This is a genomic window from Paenibacillus sp. CAU 1782 (genome assembly GCF_054551715.1).
Genome location: NZ_JBTOLL010000001.1, coordinates 366,643 through 380,042 on the forward strand (window position 1 = coordinate 366,643; position 13,400 = coordinate 380,042).

A 13,400-nucleotide genomic window follows, 5' to 3' on the forward strand; every position below is an offset into this window, starting at 1 on the left:
GATGATTTATACGGATAATCCTGACTTCTACCCGACGCCTCGCCCGCTATTCGACCAACTAACCACCGGCGCTCGCATCCACGGCCGTGTATTAGAGCCGTCCGCCGGCAAAGGCGATATAATCCGCTACATCATCGACAAGCACCGTTACTCAGACAAGCCTCGGATTGACGCGATAGAGTGTGACGAAAGGCTTGTAAATTCGTTGGTCGGCGGGGGTATTTCTGTAGTGTGGAACGATTTCCTGACGTACGAAACGTTCAAGGAATACGATTTCATCGTCATGAATCCGCCGTTTTCCGACGGGGCCGATCACGTACTGAAGGCGCTCGAACTGGCGGAGAGTCAGCTATCTTATTGCGAAATATTTGCGATTGTTAATAAGGAAACGCTGAATAATCCGTTTAGCTCAAAGCGACAGGAGTTACTCCGGAAGCTGTCCGAGTATAGCGCTGATATTCGATATGTGAGCGATGCTTTTACGGACGCTGAGCGCCGCACTGCCGTCGAGGTCGCGTTGATTCACGTAAAAGTCACGAAGGATGGCGGCGGTAAGTCGGTATACGACAGAATCCCGTTCCTGACCGCACGCGACCGTGTAGATGACGTAGGCGAGATCGGGGCGGCGCTATCTACTTTCGTAAAGCCATCGGAATTGGCCGCGCGACTACACGATATAGAACGGCTTGTTCTCGAATACGAGACGGCGTGTAAGCTCGCCCGCGATACGTTTAAGGCGGTCCGAGAGAAGGCGTCGTTTTACGCTTACGTTGCGGCCGCTAATCGTAAGTCGTCCGGAAGTAACCACTTATCGTATATTATTCCGGCGAAAAAGGAGATTACGGCGGCCGACCTCGCGTCCGAAATCGATAGCCTACGTCGCGGTTATTGGGAGCTTATTTTAAATACGGACGAGTTCCGAACGATGCTGACGCACGACGCTACTCAAAAGTTGAACCGTCGGTTAGAGGCGGCCGGCGAAATGGAGATTAACATTCCGAACATCCGGATGCTACTAATGGCGCTCGGCGCAAACCAACGTGATATCCTCGTTGAGAGCTTAGTTGCGATATTCCAGCGGATAACAGACCGTCATATGACGAGCTATTCCGGCAACGTCCACTACTATAACGGTTGGAAGACGAACAGCTCGTACAAAATCAATAAGAAAATCGTAATCCCCATAAAGTACTCCGGATTCGATCGGTGGGACATGAAAGATGAATACGACCGTATCAGCTACGAAGTCCGCGCGTGGGTTGACGATATTATCAAAGCGCTTCAGCTTATTGATCCGGACGTGAGCGGAAAATTTACGCACATTGGTCGATTCGAGTTTGACAGCGCCGCGCTACGGTTCCGCATGTTCGGGAAGGGTACGATACACGTTTGGTTTAAGGATGAAGCGCTACTCTCTCGGCTTAATTATATCTGCGGTAGCCATTTCGGATGGATTCCCTCGGAAGGCGAACAGGAGGAAAACCCGGAAGCCCGCGAGTGGGTAGCGCGTGAGTTTGGCGATATAGGCGAAGTAAAACTGTTAAAGGAGGCGGCATAGTTGAAATTATCGAAATTTCCCGTAACCAGTCCGGCAGGTAACGAGTATCGCGTGACGATTATTGAGGACCACGAAAGATTCTTCGGCCCTTACTATTCCGCGATTCTGTACGAGGAACGCCGCGGTTGGTTAGCGAAACTGTTCCGGTTTAAGCGCCTATATTCGTACGAATACGACATCAAATCTACGAACTTTATCGCAATAGCCTCGGAGGTTGTGCTTAAATACGAGTCGGAGTATGCGGCTAGGGTCGCTAAAGATACGGCAGCCTCGGCTTTAGCGGAACGTAAAAGACATACTGCCGCTGAATTTGCGGCATGGGACGGAGTTATTACGAAAGCAAACGAGGAGGGCGAGAATGGGTCACGTTAAAATCGACACAGAAAAACAGTCCCGTAAATATACCGAAACTTACTCGTTATCCACGGCGGCCGGCGTTAAGCGGTTGCTCCGGGATCGGCACCGGATAGCGGCGCGGCGTTTTAAGGGAGACACGGCGGCCTCCGACATCCTTATCGATTTACACTCCGCAATTAACTCGGCCGGCCTAACGGATCGGCAAACGGAGGCGGTCGCATGGGTTTACGGGGCAGACGTAACGCAGGCGAAGGCGGCCGAGATTATGGGGATTACGCAACAGAACGTTGGCGATTACGTAGAAACGGCGGCCGTGAAAATTGCTGTGGTATACAAGCGTTGGGAATACGGAGACGTCAAGATAGATCATGACGAGGCGATTGTGGAAGGGGACGCGGCATAGATGCAGACATATACGGAGAGGTTCGCGCGGCTCGTTACGGAGATTCAAGAAAACGTAAAGGAGCGCAAGCAAGACGAGGGGCTCCGGTTTGCGTACGACGGTGTCGGATATGATCTCGCCGACCGTACGCAGCGTATGGCGCTAATAGAGCGCGTTACGGAAGATTACGTATTAGCGCATGCTGCCGGTAATCAAACGGTATTAGACGGATGGACAGCGAGTGGGGCAAAGTCTGAGCGGCCGTCGCCGTTATCCTTAGACACAGCAATGCTTGATCGGCTGACTGACGCAATCCTTGACGAAGAATTGACGGACCCTAATCCTCATAAAGTTTCTCACGGAGAGTACCCGTTTATGTCCGAATGGCAGCTCGATTTGCGCCGCGATCGCGAAACCGGGTTAAAGGCGGCCGAGGAGACGGGGACCGACGGGCGAAATCACCGGAAGCCGACACGCCGCCGCCGGACGAATTACGAAAACTGGCGCGTAGATAGGGACGCAAAGGGGCGGAACAAGGCCCGCCAGGAGCAGTATAAGCGGGATACGGCGGCCGGGCCGGTCGTGCGTGAAGCTACGGAAGCATTCGTCAGCGCACGAAGCCAAGCGGTTCGCTGGCGGGATACGTTGAGCCTCGTTCAATGACGGGAGTTGTTCCGAAGCTGCTTTCCAACGTCGTCTACGTACTGCGTAAGGCGCGTTGACATTTCGTTTCGTAACGCTTCACGGGCAATTCCGAACCTTTCGTTATAGCCGCGGCAAGTGTAGCGAAAATAGAGTATTCCATCGCCGGCCTCCTCGTTATGAACTTTAATGTTTCGCTTCCGTAGCTCACGGTTTAACGCGAATTTATTGTCAGATACGCTGTTCATGAGAACTTCGAGGCAGCGTTCGAGTAAACTCTTTAATGGCAGCCGCGACGCCGTTACGTTATCAATTCCGTTTTGTAACATCGTTATAATGTACGGATACATAACGGCGTCGCGAATCATCGTTAATTCATCGAGAGTCGGGCGGCCTACCGTTGGGACTTCGGATTTCATCGCGTCATATTGTTCTGCATGCTCCGTCAATAACATTTTTCCGGACCAGCGGTTATTATCGTCTAGCTTACTCATAAAACGGGCACCTCCGTAATAAGAACGCATGTTCCTATTATACGTAGAGGTGCCCGTTTTATGCAATAGGCAACGTTTAGGATTCGGCCAACGTCAGCATTTCCGCCGGTGAGACGTCAAAATAGACGCAAAGCTTCGATAAGAGGTCGCGCGGGTATCGCTCCATTTCGTCGTTGTACATTTGGCGGACCGACTCGAAGCGGTAATCGATATCCTGCGCGATTTTTCGTATAGATACGCCGCGGGCATCGGCCAGGGCGCGTAAATTTGAACGGATAATCATAGCAAACACCTCCGAATAACGCTATTATACGTTGACTCGAAAAAAGTGTCAAATAGGTATTGACTCGTTAAAAGAGTCGTGTTATTATTAAGTTGTGGATGACACGATAAACGAGTCGGAAGCAGGTCGGAGGTGAAGACAAGCAATGCAAGATTGGGAACCGCTCTTATCCTCGCTAATCAACTTACTAGCCGCATGCATCGCATTCGCAGCCGCAGGGCGAGAAAAGGGCAAGAAAAAAGGAACCAAAAAACGTCGCCGTCCGGGCAAACGAAAATAGGTTCCATTGGAAGGTCGGTTACGGCCCGGCCTTCCTCCCAATCTTAACATAAACGCTTTGAATAATAAACGGGAGGGTGATTACGATGACACGTCAAAAAATGTTACACGTTAAATGGCCAGAACAAGAGGAAGCAACCTATTACGTTGACAAGGATGAATATTCCAAAGCGCATGAAACGGCTGATACTATAACACTGAAAGCATATGAGGGAACGTACACCTTCGACAAAACAAGTCTGCAACGCGGAAGATCGGCGATAGCGCCCTTCCTTTATACAGGAACGCAGAGAAGGCAAGCATCCGCTATCAGTTGGAAGTTTTTTGAAACACCGACTCAATAACGTAAGGGAGGTGACGTCATGCAAACGGCAGCTACGGTAATATCCGCAATCGCCGCGTTCATTCTCATTGCGGCAGCGGTCCGATTTTGGCGAAATAGCCGGAAGTAAAACGTAACAGACGGGGAGTGTCAGCCCGTCTGTTATTTTGCGTAAACGAACACACACGTTTCCAGCACGTAGTATTCCACGCCTTCAGGACCGGCCAGCACGACGGTTCCTTCGCGGACCTCAATAACATGCCCGGAGCCAAGCAATTCTCCGTCCTGGAACACGTCAACCAGCGTATTATCGAGCGCGGCCGTATGAAAATGGACCGGCGACGTTAGTGTGCGAGGTTTCAACGTAGTTCACCTCGCAGCCAGCGGTTGAAATCGGACGACTCCACGAACTTCTTAACGTTATACGCCGCGCCATCCAGCGTATCAGATCCGTCAACACGATACGCCGGCGATGCTGAAACGGTATTTCCGGTAGGTAACCGCATAATAAGACCGTAAATTTCGTCTCCGCTCCGGTAATAATCGACCTTACATTTGATATCGCTAGGACCCACGATAGAATGCGATGTTATAGCGTTACTCATTACGCCAACTCCTCTCAGACAGATTACGAAAATATTCGACAAGTTGGCGGAAATTTCCTGTTTTGATAGTGTATTTTTCGTAGTTTCAAACCTATACGTTATAGACGACGCTTCAACTCGGGGGCGTTCTTTTTTTTTTATTTTCCGACATTTCGCTAATAAACGAACGCGGCGGCCTATACTCCGCCCGATTAGCGTACTTTTTTAATAGGAGGCGCTAATTATTCCGCACACGGTACGAAACAACACGGACTCGATACAGACCGTAACGATAGAGTTAAATCCCGGCGAGGAAGCGCGTAAGACAACCGCCAGGCAACGGAGAAGCTTCCGCGAACGCGAGGAACACACCGGCCGAACTACGGAGTTTACGTTCGCTGACATTAGCGAATTAGACGCCGTAATCAGCGCGTTAACGACGGCACAATGCGGCTATCTTCTCGTGCTACAGTGTTACGTTGGTTACGATGACGGACGACTTGTTGACGCGGATAAACGGGCGTTAACGACGGCGCAAATGATGGACGTTCTCCAACTTAAACGCAAGCGGCAGACGTTCTACGATTTCCTAACGGTAACGCTCGATAACGGAATACTTACGAAAAATGATGACGGCTCTTATTGCGTTAATCCTCGATACCACTTCCGGGGCGCAACGCAGAATAGGGCCGTTATTCGTTCGTATACGGCGAAAGTCCGCCACATTTACCGCGAGGTGAACGCGGCCGACATCGGTCTTATGTACCGGATGCTGCCGTATGTCCACTACGGAACTAACGCACTATGCGCCAATCCTACGGAAACCGATCCGCTGAAGATCCGGTGGCTTAACGGTAAGGAGCTGGCGGAGGTAATCGGCGTACACGAAAAGTCGCTTAGCCGAAGCTTGCCGCGCATGAAATTCGGTGGCGAGTACGTGATCGCACGGTTGAAGTTCGGAGCCAGCAACGAGCCGGTCCGTTACTTCTTCAATCCGAACGTATTTTACCGGAAGAGTACGACACCGGATGATACGCTGCTGGCGATGTTTAACGTCGGTTACCGGACAAAAAGGTAACCTCATTCGTACAAATCGGCAAAAAAGGTAACCTTATTCGTACAACGAAAAACGCCGAAATCCCGCGTGGTTCTAGGCGAGTCAGCGATTTGGGGTCGAAATTATTTCTTAGTCTTCTACTCGGACGGAGTGGCCACGTTGGGAGAGTCGGTATTAACGTAACACTCCCGCCATCGAACGGAGGAATAGACGTGCTAATAGCGTTAATTATCAGCGTATATCTAGCGGCAGGGCTCGTATTTCAACCGTATAGTATTACGTCATTTCCGTGGTATTTGCGTATTGTAACGCATGTATTATGGTTACCGGGAATAGTAGCGCTATTAGTAATCGTATGGACTTCGGATGAACCGTTACTATAAGACATTACCGTCCTCTTTTAAAACCGAAAGAGGCCGGGACCAATAGTGATTATTGATACATCTGGATACGTGATGATCTTACACGTAGACAGGCCAAAGCCGAAGGCTGCGGCAGGCACTTAGGCTCTCGGCAATCAATATGATTGGACGTGAGCTAACGGATAAGAAACGGAGGTAGGTACGATTGTTAACGTTAATTCTCGTTATCCTTGGCGTTCATCTAACGCTATTTATTATCGCGTTGATATGCGTAAGGGACGGTATTAAGGATACGAAACGTGACCGTATGGTAAGCGAAATACTACACGTACTAGCGTTTCCTGCAGTTTATATCGTAGCTGCCTACGCATTCTCAACGTGGAAATTCGAACGGGATAAAACACGAAGATTAAAACGGAGGTGAACGTAATATGGCGAAGCCACTAACGGCAGGGCAGACGATAGCTATCGAATGGTTATCGCTTCCGGCTAAGGGAGGTAAGACTTACGAACAAATAGCGGAGCTGGCCGGAGTCACTGCGCGTACGGTCGAGAACTGGCGTAAAGATGATTCGTTTGATCGCGAACTTAAACGGGCGATTGTACGAAACAATAGCGGACGGCTTCCGGAAGTAATAACGAGTCTTACTGACGCTGTGATTAACGAGCATAACGCGGCTGCCGCGAAGCTACTGCTACAAGTGAACGGCATGCTTACGGATAAAGTCGAAGTTGAGACGAAGAGTGACGTCGGTACTGACGTAGAGGCGCTGCGGGCACGGTTAGAAGCGATGAAACGTAGTGGTAACGAAGGCACATCCGAATAGACGTAATGTGAACGTATTAGATGTACGGATACGTACGGGTAGATTTCGGATGATTTCGTAATAAGGCGTTTTATCTGCGACAGACCGTTTTTGCGGGCCTCCTCGGAAATTTTCGGAGACATACCGGGCCTGGCCGTATTTCAGCGTCCGAATACGTAAAATAGTGCAAATTTGGCGTAGAAATGGCGGAGTAGGGTGGTGTGGGGACGAGTGAGAAACGTTGAGAATGGCGTGGCGGCGCGGGTTGGCGGGGATTGCGTAGGCTGGCCGGACTACTGCGCGAAATGTGCGTTTTGTGTACATGTATGTCGCGTTAATGCGCTAAAGTATTTACCCCCAAGGGGTATGCCTAGATTTTCCGGTTCAGGCGTCAGAAAAATCGGCGTATCAAATTTAACGTTTGAACTTTCGTAGCCCTAACGTTGATTTAACCCGTGAGAAATCCGTTCAGACGGGCGCTAGCGTTGTCCGAGTATATTCCGTCCACCGACGATGTGAGACGGTTATTTGCCGTGAATTTTACGGTAATTCCGAAGGGAGGCCGTTAGGCTGAAGCATATCGTATTCAATTCCGGCGGGATCGGTTCCTGGTCGGCTCTTTGTCGTGTCATCGCGAAGCACGGTTCGGAATCCGTAGTTAACCTGTTTACGGATACCCTTATCGAGGACCGCGACCTCTACCGGTTTCTCATTGAGACAACGGCGGCCGTACACGGCATACCTCGACCGTCCGATTTATTGGCGAAGTGTGACACAATCCCCGATATTCGTTCGGAGGCTGACGTAGAAATCCGAAAGAAGCTGTTACCCGAAATTGCGTCCGAAGCAATGGCGCTTATACCAGGATTCGTGTGGATTGCGGACGGTCGGACGCCGTGGGACGTATTTTTCGACGTTAAATATCTCGGTAATTCGCGGCTGGCTCATTGCTCGCACAAATTGAAGCAGGACGTAGCCGACCGCTACGTGAAAGCGAACTTTACTCCGGATGATTGCGTACTTTACCTCGGAATCGATTGGACGGAGGACCATCGCCGGGCTGCGCCAATTACGAACTGGTCGCCATACCGCGTCGAATTTCCGATGTGCGAAGAGCCTTACGTTGATAAAACGGATATGCTAGCGGACTTGGACGCGTTAGGAATCGCCAGGCCGCGACTTTACGGTATGGGGTTCGCACATAACAATTGCGGCGGCTTTTGCGTACGCGGCGGACACGGGCATTTCACGAACCTTTACGAAAAGTTTCGCGAACAGTATGCATATCACGAAGCACGCGAAGAAGAATTCCGGACGTTAACGGGAAAGTCCGTATCGATGATGAAGAAGGAACGGAAGGTCGCCGGTAAGCGGACGTCTATTCCGTACACGATGCGACAGTTACGCGAGGATATTACGACCGGTGCTGAAGTCGACCGCTTTGATATCGGAGGCTGCGGGTGCTTCGTCACCGCCGTTGATGCTGCTTAATTTAACCCGTCTAAAATCCGTTCTAACGCATCGTATCGCCGCGATAAGGTAATCCGTCCAATGCGGACCCTATACGCTAAATCAACGCAAAGTTAACGAGAATATAACACAAGGCCGCGAGGCTGAAGGGAGGTGACGCTATATCGCATGGAACAACGTAAGTTCTCGCTGGCTTTCGCGGCCCGAACGTGACGCCGAAATTGCCCGCTATCAATCGCTCCTATCTACGGCCGCAGACGTCGATATAGCGTCCCTTCCTGACGATGTTTTGCGGGAATTGGACGGGGCTGCGGCGGAGTATGAACGACTTGACCGGATCAACCGCGCCGAAGACGATCTATTAACGTTCGCGCTCGAATACTTCAGCGAGGCCCGTAACCCCGGCAATATCGGCAACTGGGACGGGTTTAATTCCGTGTCAACAGATGATATGCCGGAGTTTCACCGCGAAATTGGCGGCATTATGGACAACGTATCCAACAACGAAGTCAATGCGAAGATAGCGGTCGCCGCCCCGCGCTCTCACGCCAAGTCGACGTATCTATCGAAGGCATTTCCGCTGCGAGAATTGTGCTACCGGAAACGGAAGTACGTTATCCTCATATCGGAGACGCCGACGGTTTCGTCCGGCAACCTCGATTGGATCGCGACACAACTGAAGTATAACGAAAAGCTCCGGCGTGACTTCGGACATCTCCTCTCCGTTAAGCAGCAGGAGAACGTAAAGGATAACTCGGCGGAGTTTATCGCGGCAGAGCCTCGGTCCGAAGGCGTCAAGTACCCGATTGCCCGCGTAGAAGCGGCATCGACCGGTCAGGCGCTACGGGGCCGAAATTGGAACGGGGTCCGGCCCGACCTTATCGTATGTGACGATCTCGAAGATAAGCGGAATACGAATACGGAACAGCTCCGGCAAGAAATGCGGGACTGGTTTTCGCAGGTCGTTATCCCACTCGGCGACCCCCGAGGCAAACGGACGGCCATCGTATACATGGGAACGACGGTGCATCATGACGCGCTGCTCATCCGGATACTGACCGACAGGGCCGACTTTAAGACGAAGGTTTACCGGGCGATTATCGAATGGCCGGCGCGAATGGACTTATGGGAAGCGTGCCGACTCGTATATCAGAATCCGGAAGAGGACGCGGCCAAACGAGCTGCTGACGCGTTGGCATTATATATCGCGAATCAGGCGGATATGGACGGCGGGGCTCGCGTATTGTGGCCGGAAGTACAGCCGTTATGGAAGCTGATGACGTGGAAATGGGATAACGGGAGCAAAGCGTTTAACACGGAGTACATGAATAATCCGATCGACGAAGAGTCCGCCGTTTTCCGTCCGGACAAGTTTACGTATTGGGACGGTAAGGATATCGACTACATGAGCGCCGATTATGACGTATACATGGGCGTCGATTTCGCGATGGGGAAAACGCGTGGGGATTACTCGGCTACCGTAACAATCGCGCGACATAAGAAATCCGGCACTATCTACGTTATTGACGCGTGGGGCGAGCGGGTTCATCCTGACGTATTTTTACGGACGATTACGGATAAGGTCGTCCGATATCAACCGGTAGCGATCGCGGCCGAGGCTCAGGCGGCGCAGGAATTTTTCGTCCACAAGCTGAAGCAAACGCTCACGACTGCCGGATACCCCGCGAAGGCTCGCGTCAAGGAGATATATCAGCGGAGTCGTAAAGAACTTCGGATAGAAGCGTTAGCCCCCGACATCGAGTCCGGGGCTATTCAGTTTACGCGACGACACGCGTTGCTACTCGAACAATTCGAGCAATACGGGACGGGTTCGCATGATGATACCGTAGACAGCCTGGAAATGGCCGTGAGCATATCGAAGACGTCGCGCAAGAAGGTACGGAGTAAGCCGGCAATCTATTACAGATAGAACAGCTGGGCTACCCCGTACTTAACCAATCTGACTCAAGATGCTTTCTTGAATCAGGTCAGTAAAAGATTCGTGTTGAATTTCTTGAAATGACTCTGCTGCCATACGCTTCTCTTCTAAGATTTTCCCGTACTCAATGCGTATGCCGTGCCCGGAAATAATCGCGTCTACGTAATCCTCATTTGAAGTTCCAGGAGTTATCACGAACCTAGCATTTAGTCCGTTCAGAAGTCGAGCTGCTTGAATACGAATCTGGTCAAGTGCATATTCTTTTGCGGCTGACTCTAGTTTTTCTTGCAGCTTTTCTTGTTGAATGGCTGCAAGTTTGTTTTGAATCTTGTTAACAAATTCTTCAAATTGCATTTTATCCCCTCCTTTTGAATTATTAGTAGGCAATGCCCAGTATTATTTTACCATATAACTCTATTAGTAGGAAGGAGATACTATGTCTATGAGGCTTTTTACGACAGCCGCTCTCTATCCGCCAGCCGCCGACATTGAACGGCTGGCGAAGTATAAACGGGCTCGCGCAATCTACGAAGGCCGGTTGTACGACGTATACGACCGGGCGACGGAGCTATTACGCGACACGCCGGCGGCCCCGCAGCTCGCGAAACTGTACATCGCGGTCAATTTGATGGACGTACTCGTCGCCAAGCCCGCCGATTTGATGGTAGGCGATCCGCCATCGTTTGAATCCGGCAATCCGGACGACTCCGCCGAACAGGATGCGCTCAACCGCATCGTCGAAGAGAACGACGTTACGCAGCTAATCCACGAAACGGTAACAGGCGCCGGCATTACGGGCGATGCGTGGTTTAAGACGTACTTTGCCGATCGACAAGACTTTTCCGCGCTGACCGCCGCTGACCTTCCGGTTCCGCCGCAGAATCCGGAGCCAATTATTGAGTCGGTCGATACAATGTACGTGTTTCCGGAACTTGCTGCCGGTAGCCGGAAGAAGTTTACCGCTATCAATATCGCATATATCGAATGGGTCGAAGAAGGCACGGGAGCCGTCGAACGTATCATGACCGGTAACAAACTGGCTGAAACGCCATACCTCGTCGTCGAGCGCCATCTGCCGGGCTACATCGTATACGAGCGATACCGCGCGGAAACTGCCGGCGTCGATAACCGGTTTGGCGCTGAGATTCCGCTTTTCCGCGTTGGTGAATCCGTACCGACCGGCCGCGCGGAGGATATCGTACCTACAGGCGTTAATCGTCCGCTCGTATTCCACGCGCCGTATAAAACGGTCGACTATGACTGGAAGGGTACGGGCAATATCGAAAAAATAGAATCCGTACTTGCTGCGATTAACGACCGGCTCGTCCAGATCGACTATATCCTCTGGAAGCATTCGGACCCGATTGCCTACGGGCCCGAAATTGACGACGACGGCAACGGTGGAACACGCTGGGGCGGTAAATACATCGCGGTCGAGAAGACGGACGTCGTTCCCGGTTATATGACGTGGGAATCGCAGTTGGAGGCCGCGTTTAAAGAGCTAGACACGCTGCTTTCGCTAGTCTTCGTAATGTCCGAAACGCCACAATGGCTATTCGGCACGACCATGGCCGGCGCGGATAAAGGCGGAACCGGCACGTCGCATACGGACGGCGTTGCGATTAAAGCACGTTTTATGCCGATTTTATCCAAGGTCAAACGTATTCGGACGCATATGGATAAAGCGCTCCGGGATGCGTTATGGTCCGCGATGGAGCTCGAAACCTACGCGAACCGTGGCGTTAAGGGCTTCGTCCCATATACGCCCGTTTACCCGAAGATTAATTGGCGCGATGGTATCCCGAAAAACGAAAAAGAGGAAGCTGAGATTTACTCGATCCGGACCGGAGCCAAGCCGACGCTCGACGTTAAATCCGCTATTAAACGGATGGACGCCGTTGATGACCAGCAAGCCGCCGAAGTTTTGACGAGAATGAGCGAAGACGAAACGCGGATCGCCGGAACCGTTGACGGCTCGGTGTTTAACGAAGAGGTTACTGAGGTCGTCGTATAATGGCCGATACGGACGTCCTCGTTGCCGCCTATAAAGACGCAGTCAAACGGATTCGGGCGGAGTTGTTATCGCTCGATATTACGGACATGTCGCGGGCGAATACGGAAGCCGCTCTCCGTGAGGTTGCGCGAATCCTTGCGTCGCTAAACGAAGAGTCGGCCGCCTGGGTTGCGAAATATGTACCGGAAGCCGGGACTGCTGGCGTCGTTGAAACGTTAGTTGCGCTAGGCGTCGTCGAAACACGGAAGGCGGCCGCCGATATCGCGAAGTTTAACCGTATGAACAGCCGGTACGTCAACGCTGTGATACTCGATACGCAGGCGGACTTGCTGGCGGTAACTCAAAACGTCGACCGGCGGGTTAAGGCGGCCGTCCGCCAAGTTACCGCTGAATCGATGCGCGCGAACATGACCGCCGGCATTAACGGGCGGCGCACGATCAACCGGGACACGCTCGCCGGCATGCGGAAGACGCTCGGAGATGCGGTCGATACCGGAATCATTGACGCGGCTGGCCGACGCTGGAAGCCGGAAGTTTACGTCGATATGGTGACGCGGACCAAATTGGCGGAGACAGAACGGCAAACGGCAATTAATGAGGCGGTCCAGCGTGGCGCGTTTTACGGAATCATATCGAGTCACGGCGCAACGGATGCCTGTCGGAATTACGAGCGACTTATCGTTAAACTCGTACGGGATGCGCCGGGCGATTACCGTTACATTGGGGATTTGCCGCGGCGGGAAATTTTCCACCCAAATTGTCGCCATCAAGTTACGGCATTACGGAATCCGGAACGTGTACTTGGCGAAAGTCGAACAGAGCCCGGTAATGATCCGATTGAAAAATAATAT

16 protein-coding genes are annotated in these 13,400 nt (G+C 51.8%); 11 read left to right on the forward strand and 5 right to left on the reverse strand.

Annotation, left to right across the window (positions count from 1 at the left end):
* The first annotated feature begins 1 nt into the window (after position 1).
* From ACX93W_RS01845 to ACX93W_RS01860, 4 genes are read left to right on the forward strand one after another with little or no spacing between them, the layout of a single operon-like run.
* Positions 2–1,558 (forward strand): DUF4942 domain-containing protein, encoded by a 1,557-nt coding sequence (locus ACX93W_RS01845; protein WP_459390617.1) that lies wholly within the window; start codon positions 2–4, stop codon positions 1,556–1,558.
* Positions 1,559–1,930, forward strand: a complete 372-nt coding sequence (locus tag ACX93W_RS01850; RefSeq protein ID WP_459390618.1) for a hypothetical protein — start codon at positions 1,559–1,561, stop codon at positions 1,928–1,930. It abuts the gene before it with no gap.
* On the forward strand, positions 1,917–2,318 hold the full coding sequence (locus tag ACX93W_RS01855) for a sigma factor-like helix-turn-helix DNA-binding protein (RefSeq protein WP_459390619.1): 402 nt from the start codon (positions 1,917–1,919) through the stop codon (positions 2,316–2,318). Before ACX93W_RS01850 ends, ACX93W_RS01855 begins: the two co-directional genes overlap by 14 nt.
* Complete coding sequence (locus ACX93W_RS01860; RefSeq protein WP_459390620.1) at positions 2,319–2,960, forward strand: hypothetical protein; 642 nt, start codon at positions 2,319–2,321, stop codon at positions 2,958–2,960. It begins immediately after the preceding gene.
* Here the strand turns inward: ACX93W_RS01860 and ACX93W_RS01865 are convergent.
* Complete coding sequence (locus tag ACX93W_RS01865; protein WP_459390621.1) at positions 2,954–3,433, reverse strand: hypothetical protein; 480 nt, start codon at positions 3,431–3,433, stop codon at positions 2,954–2,956. The genes ACX93W_RS01860 and ACX93W_RS01865 overlap by 7 nt on opposite strands.
* Positions 3,434–3,509: 76 nt before the next feature.
* Complete coding sequence (locus ACX93W_RS01870) at positions 3,510–3,713, reverse strand: helix-turn-helix domain-containing protein (protein ID WP_459391984.1); 204 nt, start codon at positions 3,711–3,713, stop codon at positions 3,510–3,512.
* A 368-nt stretch (positions 3,714–4,081) separates the two neighbouring features.
* Between ACX93W_RS01870 and ACX93W_RS01875 the strand changes: the two genes are divergently transcribed.
* Positions 4,082–4,339 carry a hypothetical protein gene (locus ACX93W_RS01875; protein ID WP_459390622.1) on the forward strand — a complete coding sequence of 86 codons (258 nt, stop codon included), beginning with the start codon at positions 4,082–4,084 and terminating at the stop codon, positions 4,337–4,339.
* A 140-nt stretch (positions 4,340–4,479) separates the two neighbouring features.
* Here the strand turns inward: ACX93W_RS01875 and ACX93W_RS01880 are convergent, their stop codons facing one another.
* Positions 4,480–4,680, reverse strand: coding sequence for a hypothetical protein (locus ACX93W_RS01880; RefSeq protein ID WP_459390623.1), 201 nt, complete (start codon positions 4,678–4,680; stop codon positions 4,480–4,482).
* Positions 4,677–4,922, reverse strand: coding sequence for a hypothetical protein (locus ACX93W_RS01885; protein ID WP_459390624.1), 246 nt, complete (start codon positions 4,920–4,922; stop codon positions 4,677–4,679). Before ACX93W_RS01885 ends, ACX93W_RS01880 begins: the two co-directional genes overlap by 4 nt.
* 442 nt (positions 4,923–5,364) lie before the next feature.
* Here ACX93W_RS01885 and ACX93W_RS01890 point away from each other — a divergent pair, with 442 nt between their 5' ends.
* The 4 genes from ACX93W_RS01890 to terL all read left to right on the forward strand — a co-directional run bounded on the left by ACX93W_RS01890 (position 5,365) and on the right by terL (position 10,526).
* On the forward strand, positions 5,365–5,979 hold the full coding sequence (locus tag ACX93W_RS01890; RefSeq protein WP_459390625.1) for a hypothetical protein: 615 nt from the start codon (positions 5,365–5,367) through the stop codon (positions 5,977–5,979).
* A gap of 772 nt (positions 5,980–6,751) precedes the next feature.
* Entirely contained in the window at positions 6,752–7,147 is a 396-nt protein-coding gene (locus ACX93W_RS01895; protein ID WP_459390626.1) for a phBC6A51 family helix-turn-helix protein, read from the forward strand.
* A gap of 738 nt (positions 7,148–7,885) precedes the next feature.
* Positions 7,886–8,617, forward strand: a complete 732-nt coding sequence (locus ACX93W_RS01900; protein WP_459390627.1) for a hypothetical protein — start codon at positions 7,886–7,888, stop codon at positions 8,615–8,617.
* 268 nt (positions 8,618–8,885) lie between these two features.
* On the forward strand, positions 8,886–10,526 hold the full coding sequence (gene terL / locus ACX93W_RS01905) for a phage terminase large subunit (RefSeq protein WP_459390628.1): 1,641 nt from the start codon (positions 8,886–8,888) through the stop codon (positions 10,524–10,526).
* Positions 10,527–10,547: 21 nt separating this feature from the next.
* Here the strand turns inward: terL and ACX93W_RS01910 are convergent, their stop codons facing one another.
* Positions 10,548–10,889 (reverse strand): hypothetical protein, encoded by a 342-nt coding sequence (locus ACX93W_RS01910; RefSeq protein WP_459390629.1) that lies wholly within the window; start codon positions 10,887–10,889, stop codon positions 10,548–10,550.
* An 82-nt stretch (positions 10,890–10,971) separates the two neighbouring features.
* Between ACX93W_RS01910 and ACX93W_RS01915 the strand changes: the two genes are divergently transcribed.
* Together ACX93W_RS01915 and ACX93W_RS01920 are read left to right on the forward strand one after the other, a co-directional pair.
* On the forward strand, positions 10,972–12,549 hold the full coding sequence (locus tag ACX93W_RS01915; RefSeq protein WP_459390630.1) for a phage portal protein: 1,578 nt from the start codon (positions 10,972–10,974) through the stop codon (positions 12,547–12,549).
* Complete coding sequence (locus tag ACX93W_RS01920; RefSeq protein ID WP_459390631.1) at positions 12,549–13,397, forward strand: phage minor capsid protein; 849 nt, start codon at positions 12,549–12,551, stop codon at positions 13,395–13,397. The genes ACX93W_RS01915 and ACX93W_RS01920 overlap by 1 nt, the downstream gene beginning before the upstream one ends.
* The last annotated feature ends 3 nt before the right edge of the window (positions 13,398–13,400 follow it).